General features: G+C 68.6%; 12 protein-coding genes. 6 read left to right on the plus strand and 6 right to left on the minus strand.

What is annotated here, in order from left to right; genetic code table 11:
• Window positions 1-17: 17 nt before the first annotated feature.
• From IE255_RS26465 to IE255_RS26490, 6 genes are read left to right on the plus strand one after another with little or no spacing between them, the layout of a single operon-like run.
• On the plus strand, window positions 18-797 hold the full coding sequence (locus IE255_RS26465; RefSeq protein WP_190052868.1) for a DUF881 domain-containing protein: 780 nt from the start codon (window positions 18-20) through the stop codon (window positions 795-797).
• Window positions 798-820: 23 nt separating this feature from the next.
• Entirely contained in the window at window positions 821-1,495 is a 675-nt protein-coding gene (locus IE255_RS26470; protein WP_190052869.1) for a class E sortase, read from the plus strand.
• A 53-nt stretch (window positions 1,496-1,548) separates the two neighbouring features.
• Window positions 1,549-1,710 (plus strand): hypothetical protein, encoded by a 162-nt coding sequence (locus IE255_RS26475; RefSeq protein WP_086602725.1) that lies wholly within the window; start codon window positions 1,549-1,551, stop codon window positions 1,708-1,710.
• Entirely contained in the window at window positions 1,707-2,345 is a 639-nt protein-coding gene (locus tag IE255_RS26480; RefSeq protein ID WP_190052870.1) for an aminodeoxychorismate/anthranilate synthase component II, read from the plus strand. Before IE255_RS26475 ends, IE255_RS26480 begins: the two co-directional genes overlap by 4 nt.
• The gene (locus IE255_RS26485; protein ID WP_190052871.1) at window positions 2,342-3,469 is read left to right on the plus strand and encodes a class E sortase; all 1,128 of its coding nucleotides are present in this window, start codon (window positions 2,342-2,344) and stop codon (window positions 3,467-3,469) included. Before IE255_RS26480 ends, IE255_RS26485 begins: the two co-directional genes overlap by 4 nt.
• Window positions 3,470-3,482: 13 nt before the next feature.
• Window positions 3,483-4,232 carry a class E sortase gene (locus IE255_RS26490; protein WP_190052872.1) on the plus strand — a complete coding sequence of 250 codons (750 nt, stop codon included), beginning with the start codon at window positions 3,483-3,485 and terminating at the stop codon, window positions 4,230-4,232.
• Window positions 4,233-4,630: 398 nt separating this feature from the next.
• On the opposite strand, the gene pknB is transcribed toward IE255_RS26490, so the two are convergent.
• The 6 genes from pknB to IE255_RS26525 form a co-directional block, all read right to left on the minus strand.
• Complete coding sequence (gene pknB / locus IE255_RS26500; protein WP_190052873.1) at window positions 4,631-6,664, minus strand: Stk1 family PASTA domain-containing Ser/Thr kinase; 2,034 nt, start codon at window positions 6,662-6,664, stop codon at window positions 4,631-4,633.
• 169 nt (window positions 6,665-6,833) lie between these two features.
• The gene (locus IE255_RS26505) at window positions 6,834-8,309 is read right to left on the minus strand and encodes a peptidoglycan D,D-transpeptidase FtsI family protein (RefSeq protein WP_190052874.1); all 1,476 of its coding nucleotides are present in this window, start codon (window positions 8,307-8,309) and stop codon (window positions 6,834-6,836) included.
• Between the two features lie 241 nt (window positions 8,310-8,550).
• Window positions 8,551-8,850, minus strand: a complete 300-nt coding sequence (locus IE255_RS26510; protein WP_190052875.1) for a hypothetical protein — start codon at window positions 8,848-8,850, stop codon at window positions 8,551-8,553.
• Between the two features lie 165 nt (window positions 8,851-9,015).
• Complete coding sequence (locus tag IE255_RS26515) at window positions 9,016-10,488, minus strand: FtsW/RodA/SpoVE family cell cycle protein (protein ID WP_190052876.1); 1,473 nt, start codon at window positions 10,486-10,488, stop codon at window positions 9,016-9,018.
• Between the two features lie 27 nt (window positions 10,489-10,515).
• Window positions 10,516-12,069 (minus strand): Stp1/IreP family PP2C-type Ser/Thr phosphatase, encoded by a 1,554-nt coding sequence (locus IE255_RS26520; RefSeq protein ID WP_190052877.1) that lies wholly within the window; start codon window positions 12,067-12,069, stop codon window positions 10,516-10,518.
• 140 nt (window positions 12,070-12,209) lie between these two features.
• The gene (locus IE255_RS26525; RefSeq protein WP_190052878.1) at window positions 12,210-12,719 is read right to left on the minus strand and encodes an FHA domain-containing protein FhaB/FipA; all 510 of its coding nucleotides are present in this window, start codon (window positions 12,717-12,719) and stop codon (window positions 12,210-12,212) included.
• Window positions 12,720-12,729: the final 10 nt, after the last annotated feature.

Below are 12,729 nucleotides of genomic sequence, written 5' to 3' on the forward strand. Positions count from 1 at the left end.
AAGGAGATAAGGGTACGTTGAGCAATTCTGCCGACTCCCCCGGGACGGGATCCACCCCTGGGCGCGCGCGCCGTTTCCGGCCCGTGCGGATCCTCACAGCGGCCGTCTTCGCTCTGGCGGGACTCATCTTCTTCACCAGCTTCAACACCGCCAAGGGCACCGACATCCGCACGGACGCCTCCCTGCTGAAGCTGTCCGACCTCATCCAGGAGCGCAGCCGGGAGAACGGCGTGCTGGACGAGACCAACGCGGCCCTGCGCAAGGACGTAGAGGCGCTCGCCGAGCGCGACGACGGCAGCACCAAGGCGGAGGACGACAAGCTCGCGGCCCTGGAGAAGCGGGCGGGCACCCAGAAGCTCAAAGGCGAGTCGCTGACGGTCACGCTCAACGACGCCCCGCCGGACGCCACCGCCAAGCTCCCCGGCTACCCCGAGCCGCAGCCCGACTACCTGGTCATCCACCAGCAGGACCTCCAGGCCGTGGTGAACGCGCTGTGGCAGGGCGGGGCCAAGGGCATCAAGGTCATGGACCAGCGGCTGATCTCCACCAGCGCGGTGCGCTGCGTGGGCAACACCCTGATCCTCCAGGGCCGCGTCTACTCACCGCCGTACAAGATCACGGCGGTCGGTGACCCCGGGAAGCTGCAGAAGGCGCTCGCGGCCTCGCCGGCGATCCAGAACTACATGGTCTACGTCAACGTCTACGGGCTCGGCTGGAAAGTCGAGGAGAACGGCCCGGTGACTCTGCCCGGCTACTCGGGCACAGTGGATCTGCACTACGCGAAGCCCGTGGAGTAGGAGCCAGGCCGGGGGAGCTGCCGGTGCGCGTGATCGTCAGGACCGTCAGCGAACTGTGCATCACCGTCGGCAACCTGATCGTGCTGTTCGTCGTCTACGTGCTGTTCTGGACCGGTGTGCAGGCCGACGACGTCATGGACGACCAGATCGAGCTGCTCCGGGAGGAGTGGTCCAAGCCCCGTCCGCCGGCAGGCCCCGCCGCGGGTCCGGCGAAGCCCAGGCCGTACGCCGAGGGCAAGCCCTTCGCGATCATGTACATCCCGCGTCTTGGTTTCACGTGGAACAAGCCGGTGCTCGAAGGCACCGCCACCGGCACCCTGAAGAAGGGGCTCGGGCACTACGCGGAGACCGCCCAGCTCGGGCAGAAGGGGAACTTCGCGGTCGCCGGCCACCGCCGGACCCACGGCGACCCCTTCAAGGACTTCCCCAGGCTGCGGCGCGGTGACGCCGTGGTGCTGACCGACGGCACCACCTGGTTCACCTATCGGATCGACAAAGGACCGTACAAAACAGTGCCCTCGGACATCGAGGTGATCGACCCTGTCCCACGTACATCCGGGTACACGCGTTCGGGCCGCTATCTGACGCTGACCACGTGCGAACCGGAATGGGGACACAGTCATCGGCTGATCGTCTGGGCGCACCTGGACTCCACCCAGCCTGTGGAGGCCGGGAAACCTGAGGCGCTGCGCCGTTAGTCTGGTGGCTGTACGGCGTAGGTCTGGTGCCGTGGTACGACGGAAGGGACGGCATGTACGGCTGGATCTGGCGGCATCTGCCGGGGAGCACATGGGTGAAGGCGCTGATCTCACTCGCCCTGGTCGTGGCCGTGGTCTACGTGCTTTTCCAGTACGTCTTCCCGTGGGCGGAACCGCTGCTGCCCTTCAACGATGTGACGGTGGACAACCAGTGAGCGCGCGCATTCTCGTCGTGGACAACTACGACAGCTTCGTCTTCAACCTGGTCCAGTACCTGTACCAGCTGGGCGCCGAGTGCGAGGTCCTGCGCAACGACGAGGTCTCGACGGCGCACGCCCAGGACGGCTTCGACGGCGTCCTGCTCTCCCCGGGCCCCGGCACGCCGGAGGAGGCGGGCGTCTGCGTCGACATGGTCCGGCACTGCGCCGCCACGGGCGTCCCGGTCTTCGGCGTCTGTCTCGGCATGCAGTCGATGCAGGTGGCGTACGGCGGTGTCGTGGACCGTGCGCCCGAGCTGCTGCACGGCAAGACCTCGCTGGTCGAGCACAGCGGTGCGGGCGTCTTCGCGGGTCTCCCGTCGCCCTTCACGGCGACGCGCTACCACTCCCTGGCCGCCGAGCCGGCCACGGTTCCGGCCGAGCTGGAGGTCACGGCCCGGACGCACGACGGCATCGTCATGGGCCTGCGGCACCGCGAACTGCCGGTCGAGGGCGTGCAGTTCCATCCCGAGTCGGTGCTGACCGAGCACGGGCACCGGATGCTGGCCAACTGGCTGGTGGAGTGCGGCGACCAGGGCGCGGTGGCGAGGTCGGCCGGGCTCGCCCCGGTGGTGGGCAGGGCCACGGCGTGACGGCGCTGCGCCCCGAGCGCGAGTCCGACACCTCGTACGGGCAGCAGTCGTACGGGGTGCCGGGTGCGTTCGAGGACTGGTCGGGCGGAGGGGCGCACGGTGCGTCTCCGCAGCCGGGGGCGCAGCCGCAGTCGTACCGGCAGGAGCCGCAGCCGTACGCGTCCGTCCCGGAAGAGCCGTATCTGCCTCCGGTCGACGAGGAGACGGTGGCGCTGCGGATACCGGATCCGCCGCCCGCGGCCGGTGACGCCCTGACGGGCTCTGCGGCCTCGTCCGGCGCACGGCACGGCGGAGGGGCCCACGGCGGCCGTGCGGCCCGCAGGAAGGCCGCCAGACGCCGTCACGGGCGCCATGGGGGCGCGGACACCCGCTCGCCGGACACCCGCTCGGAGGAGAAGTCCCGGGCGCCGCTGTCGCGGGTCGAGGCGCGGCGGCAGGCGCGGGCGCGCAAGCCGGGCGCGGCGGTCGTCGCCAGCCGGGCCATAGGTGAGGTCTTCATCACGACCGGCGTGCTGATGCTGCTGTTCGTCACCTACCAGCTGTGGTGGACGAACGTCCGGGCGCACGCGCAGGCCGGCCAGGAGGCCAGCAGCCTCCAGGACGACTGGGCGAACGGCAAGCGCAACCCCGGGGCGTTCGAGCCCGGGCAGGGATTCGCCATCCTGCACATTCCGAAGCTGGACGTCGTGGTGCCGATCGCGGAGGGCACCAACAGCAAGGGCGTGCTCGACCGGGGCATGGTCGGCCACTACGCCGAGGGCGCGCTGAAGACCGCGATGCCCAGCGACAAGACCGGGAACTTCGGACTCGCGGGCCACCGCAACACCCACGGAGAACCGTTCCGGTACATCAACAGGCTCACTCCGGGCGACCCGATCGTCGTGGAGACGCAGGACGAGTACTACGTCTACAAGATGGCGTCGATCCTGCCGGTGACCTCGCCGAGCAACACGAGCGTCCTGAACCCGATCCCCGCGGGGTCGGGATTCACCGAGCCCGGCCGCTACATCACGCTGACCACGTGCACGCCGGAGTTCACCAGCAAGTACCGGATGATCGTCTGGGGCAAGATGGTCGAGGAACGGCCGCGCAGCAAGGGCAAGCCGGATGCGCTCGTCAGTTAAGGGCAGATGACCAGTGGCAGCGACCACCGACACGGACCACGAAGAGCACACCGGCGCGGCGTCGCGGCGACCTGCGGCGCGCCGCGGGCCCGGCCCGTTCGCGCGGGCCGTCAGCGTCTTCGGGGAACTCCTCATCACCGCGGGCCTGGTCCTCGGCCTGTTCGTCGCCTACTCCCTGTGGTGGACGAACGTCGTCGCCGACCGGGCGGCCGGCCAGCAGGCCGACAAGGTCCGCGACGACTGGGCGCACGGCCGGGGCGGGCCCGGGGTGCTGGACACGAAGAACGGCATCGGCTTCCTGCACGTGCCCGCGATGAGGAACGGCGAGGTCCTGGTCGAGAAGGGCACGTCGAACAAGATCCTCAACGACGGTGTGGCCGGTTACTACACCGATCCCGTCAAGGCGACGCTGCCGATGTCGGGCAAGACCGGGAACTTCTCCCTCGCGGCCCACCGTGACGGCCACGGGGCCAAGTTCCACAACATCGACAAGATCAAGAAGGGCGACCCGATCGTCTTCGAGACGAAGGACAAGTGGTACGTCTACAAGACGTACGCCATCCTTCCCGAGACCTCGAAGTTCAACGTCAAGGTCCTCTCGAACATCCCGAAGGAGTCCGGCAAGAAGACGCCGGGCCACTACATCACGCTGACGACCTGCACGCCGGTGTACACGAGCACGTACCGGTACATCGTGTGGGGCGAGCTGGAGCGGGTCGAGAAGGTGGACAGCGAGCGGACACCGCCGAAGGAACTGGGCTGAGGGCCCTCCTTGGCGGAGATCGGTCGCTAGCGGTGTACGGGGCTGGTGATGGAGAGGTGGGGCGCGAACCTCTTGCACTGGACGACGATGCGCCGCCCGTCGGCCGTGAGCGCGGTGATGTCGATGCCGCGGTCCCTTCCGCCGCCTTGAACGACGACGCGGCGTCGGTCGGGGCAAGGTTTTCCACAGGCTGTGTGCGCGCCAGGTACTCCATGTCGAGGAGGAAGACACGCACCTGACGTTGCGACTTCGAAGTACGCCGCCAGCATCGCCGTCGTCACATGCATCCCGTCCGGCAGCAGCGACAGCGCTTTGACTCGTGCTGCGGCATGGCGGCATGGAAGAGCCCCGGCGCCCTGTGAAGGGTGCCGGGGCTCTGCCGTGAGCGGGCTGGGGCGTCAGTCGTCGCCGTTGAGGCCGCCGAAGATGCCTCCGTTGCCGCCGCCACCGCCGTTGTTGTTGCCGCCGTTGTTGTTGTTGTTGTTGCCGAAGCCGACGGTCTGGAGCGTGACCGTGGTGTTCGCCGGGTCGTCGACCTCGGAGTTGGCCCCCGGGTCCTGCCCGGCGACGATGGCGTTGTCGCTCTGGTCGCTGCCGTTCGCGAACTGGATCTTCGTGAAGCCGGCCTGCGCGAGGATCTGCTTCGCCTGGCCCACGGTCTGGCCGACGACCTGCGGCACGCGCGCCTTCTGCTGTTCGCTCTTCTTGCCGATCTGGATGGTGACCGACGAGTTCTTGTCGACGGAGGTGCCGGCCTGCGGCGTGGTCGCGATGACCTTGCCGACCTGGTTGTCGTCGCCGGTCTCCACCTCGGTGCAGGTGCCGACCAGGCTGCTGGCCTGCATCTGCTGCTTGGCCGCGTCACAGCTCTGGCCGAGCACGTCCGGGACGGTGGACTTCTCCGCCTCCTTGGCGACGGTCAGGGTGATCGTGGAGCCTTTCTCCTGCTCCGTGTCGCCGCTGGGATCCTGCTTGATGACCACGCCGGGGGTGCGGTCGGACTCCTCGGTCTTCTGATCGACCACGAAGCCCTTGTCCTCGAGTTCGGCCTTGGCCTTCTCGTAGGTCAGACCCGTGACGTCCGGGACCGTCACCTTCGGCGCCCCGGTCGACACCACCAGGGCGATGGTGTCGCCCTTCTTGACGTCCGTACCGGCCGTCGGGTTCTGGGAGCAGATGTTGCCCTTGGCCTGGTCGTCGCAGGGCTTGCTCGTGAAGGACAGTTCCAGGTCGGCGTTGGTCGCCAGCTTCTTCGCGTTCTGCTGGGTCTCGCCGACGAAGTTGGGCGCCGCGATCGTGTCGTCGCTCGCGCCTCCGCTGCCGCTGAACGCCCACCGGCCGATCAGGATCGCTCCGACCAGCACGAGGATGCCCGCCACCACGAGGAGGATCGTCGAGGTGCTGGACTTGCGCTGCTGCTGGCGGCGCCGGTCGGGGCGGTCGTCGTAGCCGTAGCCGCCGTCGTCCGGGCTCATGGGCGGCAGCATGGACGTGGCGCCGGCGCCGGAGTCCGCGCGCAGGGCCGTCGTCGGCTGGTCGTCGGGGTAGCCGCCGTAGCCCACGGCGCCCATCGCGGCCGTGGCCGCGACCGGCTGGCCGTCCAGGCAGGCCTCGATGTCGGCGCGCATCTCGTCGGCCGACTGGTAGCGGTAGTCCGGGTCCTTGACGAGCGCCTTCAGCACGATCGCGTCCATCTCGGGCGTGATCTCGGGGTCGAAGACGCTCGGCGCCTGCGGTTCCTCCCGGACGTGCTGGTAGGCCACGGCCACCGGGGAGTCGCCGACGAAGGGCGGGCGGACGGTGAGCAGTTCGTAGAGCAGGCAGCCGGTGGAGTACAGGTCGGACCGGGCGTCGACCTGCTCGCCCTTCGCCTGCTCCGGCGAGAGGTACTGGGCGGTGCCGATGACGGCCGCCGTCTGCGTCATCGTCATGCCGGAGTCGCCCATGGCGCGGGCGATGCCGAAGTCCATCACCTTGACCTGGCCGTTGCGCGTCAGCATGACGTTCGCGGGCTTGATGTCGCGGTGGACGATGCCGTTGCGGTGGGCGTACTCCAGGCCCTGGAGGATGCCGATGGTCATTTCCATCGCGCGCTCGGGCAGGAGCCTGCGGCCGCTGTGCAGCAGCTCTCGGAGCGTGGAACCGTCGACGTACTCCATCACGATGTACGGGATCGACACGTTGTCGATGTAGTCCTCGCCCGTGTCGTAGACCGCGACGATCGCGGGATGGTTGAGCGAGGCGGCCGACTGGGCCTCCCGGCGGAACCGGGCCTGGAAGGAAGGGTCGCGCGCGAGGTCCGCGCGGAGCGTCTTCACCGCCACGGTGCGGCCGAGGCGGGTGTCATGCGCGAGGTAGACCTCCGCCATGCCACCACGCCCGAGCACCTGGCCCAGTTCGTACCGGCCGCCGAGGCGACGCGGCTCTTCCATAGCTACCTACCAGCCCTCTCCGTCGGTCCCGACCGGCACGCTTGTACGGTCGGAGGCTGCCGTCCGGGCCTACCGTACCCGGCTCGCTTTGTGTGACCTGGCCAAGCCCGTCAGCCGATACAGGACCGGTATCGCAACGTGCACCAATGTGAAGCAGACGTGAGCGGGGTCACTGCTTGCTCTTGATGACCGCCTCCATCACGTTCCTCGCGATCGGCGCCGCGAGGCCGCCGCCGGAGATGTCGTCACGGACGGCGTTGTCGTCCTCGATCACGACCGCCACGGCGACCGGCGAGCTGCCGTCGTCGCCCTTGGCGTACGAGATGAACCACGCGTAGGGGTTCTCGCTGTTGTCGACGCCGTGCTGGGCGGTACCGGTCTTGCCGCCCACCTTGACGCCGTCGATCTTGGCGTTGGAGCCCGTGCCCTTGTCGACGACCGTCTCCATCATCGACTGGAGGATCTGGGCGTTCTTCGCCGACAGCGGCTGGCTCAGCTCCTCGGGCTCGGTCTTCTCGATGGTGTCGAGGTTCGGGGCCTGGAGCTCGTCGACCATGTACGGCTTCATCAGGGTGCCGTTGTTGGCGACGGCCGAGGCCACCATGGCCATCTGCAGCGGGGTCGCGGCGGTGTTGAACTGGCCGATGGAGGACAGCGCGGTCTGCGACGGGTTCATGTCGTCGGAGAACACCGACGCGCTGGAGCGGACCGGGGTGAACTGCTCCTCGGTGAAGCCGAACTTCTTGGCCGCGGCGAGCATCTTCTCGTTGCCCAGGTCCGAGCCGATCTTGCCGAAGACGGTGTTGCAGGAGTACTGGAGCGCCACCCGCAGAGTCGCGTCCTTGCAGGGGATGTTGCCCTCGTTGGGCAGCTTGGTGGTGGTGCCCTCCATGACCCACGGGTCCGGCGAGTCGGTCTTCGCGTCCGGGTCCGTGTACAGGCCGTCCTCCAGGGCGGCGGCCGCGGTGACCACCTTGAAGGTGGAGCCGGGCGGGTAGGTCTCGCGCAGCGCCCTGTTCATCATCGGGTCGTCCGGGTTGGCCGCCTTCTGCAGGCCCTTCCAGGCCTTCGCGTCCGAGGTGTTGGAACCCGCGATGCTCGCCGGGTCGTACGACGGGAAGGAAGCCAGCGCGAGGATCTTGCCCGTGGACGGTTCGAGGGCGACGACGGCGCCCTTGCCGCCCTGCTGCTTCAGTCCGTTGTAGGCGGCCTTCTGGGCGGCGGCGTCGAGAGTGGTGACGACGTTGCCGCCCTCGCGGCTCTCGCCCGTGAACATGTCGAGCGTGTTGCGGAAGAAGAGCCGGTCGTCGGTGCCGGTGAGGATGCCGTCCTCCACCTTCTCGAGCAGGCTGCCGTCGAAGGCCTGTGAGGCGAAGCCGGTGACCGGGGCCCACATGGGCCCGTTCTTGTAGGTGCGCTTGTACTTGAAGTCGCCGCTCGTCGTTTCGGTGGACCCGGTGATGGGCCTGCCGTCGACGATGATGTCGCCGCGCGGATACGCGTACCTCTCGATGGCGACCCGGCGGTTGTTCTTGTCCGAACGCAGTTCATCGGCGTTCGCGTACTGAATCCAGTTGCTGCGGATGAGCAGGGCGAGGACCAGAAGTCCACAGAAGATCGCGATCCGGCGTACGGGCTTGTTCACGTCCGGCCTTTCCACAAGCCAACAGCTCTGCCTGCTGTTTCACAGTCTCGGTGTCGTTGCTGCTGGCGCTCATCCATGACCGGTGACAGTCTAGAGGCACGCTTCGGGCGGGGGCAGAGCGGCAGCAAACCCGGGGAATGGACGTGCCGGAAGCCGTTCCGGTTCCTCAAAGCCGGACGGCTTCCCACCGGCTCTCGCCGACGGGAAGCCGTTTACCGGGTGGTTTGCCCAGGTGTGCTTCTCAGCACCACGGCGGATTGGCACCGCCGGCCACGGTGAAGTAGTAGTCGGACGTGTAGCCCCACTTACCGGTGTTGGAATTCACATTCCGCACGTAGTACCAGATGTCGTTGCCGAAGACACCCTCGCCGCGCGCCTTGCACTGCACGGCGGCACCGTCGCCTATGTAGCCGCGGTCGACGATCGCCGTGTTCGTGCTGGGACCCTTGCGGATCTTCACGTCGTTGGCGGTCCAGTTGCCCCCGTACGAGGCGGCCTGAGCGCTCGACGCGCTGGTCAGCGTGAACAGGGCCGCGCTCAACGTCGCAGCCGCGCCTGTTGCGATTCGCTTGGTTCGCGAGCTCACGCGAGCCATGAATCCCCCTTTGGTCATCCCGTGAGTACGGGCTGTGATGGTCGAAGGGAACTCTAGTGCGAAGCGCTGCGGAAGATGATCACTTCGGACGTGCTTCGGTCGTGATGACGATCACATGCCGGCAGGGTCTGAGTTCCCGGGGCGGACCACCTGGGTCATTTCGGCGTCGGGGCTGGTGGCGGGAGCGGGAGCCGGGCGGCGAGCGGTGTCGCTGATGCGCAACAGGATGCCGATCAGGGCCCAGTTGGCGATCACGGAGGAACCGCCGTACGCCACGAAGGGCAGCGTCATACCGGTCAGCGGGATGAGGCCCATGACACCGCCGGCCACGACGAAGACCTGGAGCGCGAAGGCGCCGGACAGGCCGATGGCCAGCAGCTTGCCGAACGGGTCGCGGGCCGCGAGGGCGGTGCGCACGCCTCGCTCGACGATCAGACCGTAGAGCAGCAGGATCGCCATGACGCCCGCCAGGCCCAGCTCCTCGCCGAAGGTGGCGAGGATGAAGTCGGAGTTGGCGGCGAAGCCGATGAGGTCGGAGTTGCCCTGTCCGAGTCCGGTGCCGAGCGTGCCGCCGGAGCCGAAGGCCCACAGGGCCTGCATGGCCTGCTCGGAGTGGACGATGCCGTCCTGGACGCCGGCGCGGGAGAGCTCGAACTCGCGCATCGGGTCGAGCCAGGCCTGCACACGCGTCTGGATGTGCGGCTCGAAGCTCGCCACGCCGACGGCGCCGACCGCGGACATCAGCAGACCGAAGACGATCCAGCTGGTCCGCTCGGTGGCGACGTACAGCATGATGACGAACATCCCGAAGAACAGCAGGGAGGTACCGAGGTCGGTCTCGAAGACCAGGATGAGGATCGAGATCACCCAGACGACGAGGATCGGACCGAGGTCACGTCCGCGCGGCAGGTACAGGCCCATGAAACGGCGGCTGGCCAGTGCCAGGGCGTCTCTCTTGACCATGAGGTAGCCGGCGAAGAAGACCGCGAGGATGATCTTCGCGAACTCACCGGGCTGGAGCGTGCCGAGGCCGGGGATCTTGATCCAGATCTTGGCGCCGTAGATGTTCGCGCCGAGTCCGGGCACGAGCGGCAGGATCAGCAGGAACAGCGCACCGGCCATGGAGATGTACGTGTAGCGCTGCAGGACACGGTGATCCTTGAGGAAGATCAGCACGACCACGAGCAGGGCGACGCCCATGGCGGAGTACAGCAGCTGGCGGGGTGCCGCCTCGACGAACGAGCTGGACGCCTGAAGCCGCTTCGACTGGTCAAGCCGCCAGATGACGACCAGGCCGATGCCGTTCAGCAGCGTGGCCAGCGGCAGCATCAGCGGGTCCGCGTACGGGGCGAACTTCCGTACGACGAGATGGCCGACGCCGGCGAGCAGGCCGAGGCCGACGCCGTAGCTCAACAGGCCGGGCGGCACCGAGTCGTTGATGGCCAGCCCGACATTGGCATAGGCGAAGACCGGGATGACGACGGCGAACACCAGCAACGCGAGTTCGGTGTTGCGTCGGCTCGGTGCGCCGATCGCGCCGATCGTGGACGTGTGGTGCGCCGGCGGGTTCGTAGTACTGCTCATCGTGTGACAGGGCCTCTCACGGCTTGCCTACTGCTTACCGCACAGCGAGACGACCTTCTGCTCTTCCTCCGAGAGGCTGGGGCCGGGGCTGGGAGTGGGTGCGGTCGTGGGCGGGGGCGTGGACTTCTCAGGCGTCGACGGCGAGCCCGACGGGGTCGACGGGTTCGGCGTGGGTGTGGCCTTGGACGTGAAGGAGGCGGGAGTGGTTCCCGTGGTGCCCCCGGCCTCGCCTTCGCCGGTCCTGGCGTTGTTCTGGCTCTCGGCTTGGCGCCGCTGCGCCTCCTTCTTGCACGCGGAGGCCTGCACCGACAGTTCCTGGATCTTCGCCTGGGCGTTCTTCAGGCCGCCCTCGGCGATGGTCGCCTTGACCAGCTTCTGCTGGTAGGGCGGCAGGTACTTGAGTTCGATCTCGGGGTGGTCCTTCTCGACCTTCGAGAGCGACACCCAGGCCAGGTCCTGGCTGATGCCCCGGTACAGCGCGACGTGCTCGCCCTGGGCGCCGACGTAGTACTGCGTCTGCGTCCAGCGCCAGCCGCCGTACAGGGCGCCGCCGACGACGGCGAGCGCGAGGGCGCCGTAGAGGGATCTCTTCAGCCAGCGGCCCTTCTTGCGCGGCTTGGCGAAGTCGTCGTCGCCGTAGCCGAAGCCGGCCGCCGGGATGTAGCCGGTGGTGTCGCCGGAGCCGGGCGGGCCGAACTCGCCGCCCCCGCCCTGGCCGTGTCCCTGGCGGCCGAGCCCGGAGGCGCGGCCGGCGGGGGTCTGCATGATGCCGTTGTCGTGCAGCTGGTGCTGGTTCTCGGCGACGGCGCCGACCACGACCGGGGTGTCGGAGAGCTGGCCCGCGAGGGTGTCGCCGGTGTCCAGGTCGAGGACGTCGGCCACGATGACCGTGATGTTGTCCGGGCCGCCGCCGCGCAGCGCCAGCTCGATCAGGTTCTGGACGGTCTCCTGGGGGCCCTGGTAGCTGGCGAGGGTGTCCTCCAGGGTCTGGTGGGACACCACGCCGGACAGGCCGTCGGAGCAGATCAGGTAGCGGTCGCCGGCGCGGACCTCGCGGATGGAGAGGTCCGGCTCGACGTGGTCGCCGGAGCCCAGCGCGCGCATGAGGAGCGAGCGCTGGGGGTGGGTCGTGGCCTCTTCCTCGGTGATGCGGCCCTCGTCGACCAGGCGCTGCACCCAGGTGTGGTCCTGGGTGATCTGGGTGAGGACGCCGTCCCTGAGGAGGTACGCGCGCGAGTCGCCGACGTGCACCAGGCCGAGGCGCTGGCCGGTCCAGAGCAGGGCGGTGAGGGTGGTCCCCATGCCCTCCAGCTGGGGGTCCTCCTCGACCATCGAGCGCAGCTGGTCGTTGGCGCGCTGCACCGCCGTGCCGAGCGAGGTGAGGATGTCGGAGCCGGGGACGTCGTCGTCGAGCGCGACGATGGTGGAGATGGCCTCGGAGGAGGCGACCTCACCGGCGGCGGCACCGCCCATGCCGTCGGCGATGGCGAGCAGGCGCGGGCCGGCGTACCCGGAGTCCTCGTTGCCCTCCCGGATCATGCCCTTGTGCGATCCGGCCGCGAAGCGCAGTGACAGACTCATGCGCACCTCGCCTGTCGGCTCCGGGTACAGCCGGTCGTGTCGAGCCACACTGCCCACCCTCCGGTCGGGAGCGCGCCGGGGCCCGGGGTGGGGCCCGCCACTGCGTGCTCGCTCCGCTCGCGCCTATCCATGATGTAGCACTACTTCCGCAGCTCGATGACGGTCTTGCCGATGCGGATCGGCGCGCCCAGCGCAATCGGTGTGGGAGTCGTCAGCCGGGTCCGGTCCAGGTACGTGCCGTTGGTGGAGCCGAGGTCCTCGACGATCCACTGGCCGTCGCGGTCCGGGTAGATCCTGGCATGGCGGCTGGAGGCGTAGTCGTCGTCCAGCACGATCGTCGAGTCGTGCGCCCGGCCCAGGGTGATGGTCTGGCCCTGGAGCGCGACCGTGGTGCCGGTGAGGGTGCCCTCGGTCACGACCAGCTTGGTGGGGGCGTTACGGCCGCGCCGGCCGCCGGCGGGCTGCTGGCGCTGCTGCGGCGGCGCCTGGCGGGCGGCCTGCTGCTGCCGGCCGGCCTCGCGGCGCGCTCCGCGCTGGGTGACCCGCGTACCGAACAGGTCGCTCCGGATGACCTGCACGGCCACGATCACGAACAGCCACAGAACGGCCAGGAAACCCAGCCGCATGACCGTGAGGGTCAGCTCTGACATTGCCCCCGCT

This window comes from Streptomyces lomondensis, assembly GCF_014651035.1.
GTDB lineage: Bacteria > Actinomycetota > Actinomycetes > Streptomycetales > Streptomycetaceae > Streptomyces > Streptomyces lomondensis.

Bases quoted from the DNA above. Each gene is read 5' to 3' on its own strand.
- IE255_RS26475 (WP_086602725.1), top strand. From the start codon at position 1,549: ATGTACGGCTGGATCTGGCGGCATCTGCCGGGGAGCACATGGGTGAAG.
- pknB (WP_190052873.1), bottom strand. From the start codon at position 6,664: ATGGAAGAGCCGCGTCGCCTCGGCGGCCGGTACGAACTGGGCCAGGTG.
- IE255_RS26515 (WP_190052876.1), bottom strand. From the start codon at position 10,488: ATGAGCAGTACTACGAACCCGCCGGCGCACCACACGTCCACGATCGGC.
- IE255_RS26520 (WP_190052877.1), bottom strand. From the start codon at position 12,069: ATGAGTCTGTCACTGCGCTTCGCGGCCGGATCGCACAAGGGCATGATC.
- IE255_RS26525 (WP_190052878.1), bottom strand. From the start codon at position 12,719: ATGTCAGAGCTGACCCTCACGGTCATGCGGCTGGGTTTCCTGGCCGTT.